The following is a 1,575-nucleotide window of genomic DNA, read 5'->3' on the forward strand; positions in this document are numbered from 1 at the left end:
CCTGCCGGGCAAAGGCTCGGTGATTGGCGATGCGCTGGCGCGTCATTCTCGCGTGCGGAAAATTTCCTTTACCGGCGGCACCACCACGGGCCGTCATCTGGCGCACGTGGCGGCGGAAAAACTGATCCTGGCCTCGCTGGAACTGGGCGGCAAATCGCCGACCATCGTGCTGGAGGATGCCGATATCGAACAGGCCGCGCGCGGGATCTGCTACGGCATTTTCAGCTCGGCGGGGCAGGCGTGTATCGCCGGGTCGCGGCTGTTTATCCACGAGAGTATTTACGCCCCGCTGATGGCGAGGCTGCTGGAATTAACACGCGGGCTGCGTGTCGGACATCCGTTTACCGACGGCGTCCATGTAGGACCGCTGATCAACGAAAAACATCGCCAGAGCGTGATCCAGTACGTCGAACTGGCGAAGCGTGAAGGGGGCCGCGTGCTGTGCGGCGGCGAGATCCCCGCCGATCCCGCTCTGGTAAACGGCAGCTTCTTTCTGCCAACCATTATCGAAGGGCTGAGCAACAGCGCCCGCGCCTGTCAGGAAGAGATCTTCGGCCCGGTGCTGGTGGCGATGCCGTTTGGCGATGAAGCCACGCTTATCCACGAGGCGAACGACTCGGTGTACGGCCTGGCGGCGGGGATCTGGACGCGCGATACCGGTCGCGCCCTGCGTCTCAGCGAGCAGCTGGAGGCAGGCACGGTGTGGATCAACACCTACAAGGTTTTTGCGATTTCGACCCCGTTCGGGGGCTTTAAAGAGAGCGGTCTGGGCCGCGAGAAGGGTATCCAGGGGCTGAAAGCCTGGATGCAACAAAAGAGCATTTATCTGGCGACGGGTAACAGCGTCAACCACTGGTGCGACTGAGAAAGGGTGAGCAATGAGCGAAATGATAACCGTCGGCGACGCCATCGCCAGAACGCTGGAGCAGTATCAGGTTGAGGCCATCTACGGCGTCATCTCCATTCACAACCTGCCGATCGCGGATGCGGTTGGGCAGCGGGGCAATATCCGCTTTGTGCCCGCGCGCGGTGAAGCCGGTTCCGTCACCATGGCCGATGCTCACGGGCGCTTTTCCGGCCTCGGCGTGGCGCTGACCAGCACCGGCGCGGGGGCCGGGAACGCGGTAGGCGCGCTGGTGGAAGCCATGAATGCCTGCACGCCGCTGCTGCATTTAACCGGGCAGGTTGAGAAAGCCTGGCTGGACGCCGACACCGGGTTTATCCATGAAACCCGTGACCAGCTGACCTTCCTGAAGGCCAGCTCAAAACGGGCGTACCGCATCAGCAATGCGAATCAGGCGATAGCGATTCTGCATAAAGCCATCCAGGACGCGCAGACCCCGCCGTGCGGACCGGTCTCGGTGGAAATCCCGATTGATATTCAGAGCGCCAAAATTCCGCTGTCGCTGGTAACCGCTCCGATCAAACCGGTATCGGCTCCGGCCGTGGATACCGGAATGGTTGACGCGCTGTGGGCGCAGCTCAAACAGGCGAAACAGCCGCTGCTGTGGCTGGGCGGCGGGGCGCTGGGAAGCGCTGAGGCGGTGAAAAAACTGGCGGATGCGGGCATCACCG

At 62.4% G+C, this 1,575-nt stretch carries 2 protein-coding genes; both read left to right on the forward strand.

The genetic code is table 11. The features are described from left to right. A partial coding sequence (locus DD606_RS25100; RefSeq protein ID WP_129259457.1) for an aldehyde dehydrogenase family protein occupies positions 1-865 on the forward strand: 865 nt, incomplete at its 5' end. A gap of 13 nt (positions 866-878) precedes the next feature. Beyond that, positions 879-1,575: thiamine pyrophosphate-binding protein (locus DD606_RS25105; protein WP_255573131.1), on the forward strand; the 697-nt coding region annotated here is incomplete at its 3' end.

Origin of the sequence: Enterobacter cloacae complex sp. GF14B, from assembly GCF_004136805.1 — a bacterium.
Taxonomy (GTDB): domain Bacteria; phylum Pseudomonadota; class Gammaproteobacteria; order Enterobacterales; family Enterobacteriaceae; genus Enterobacter; species Enterobacter hormaechei_C.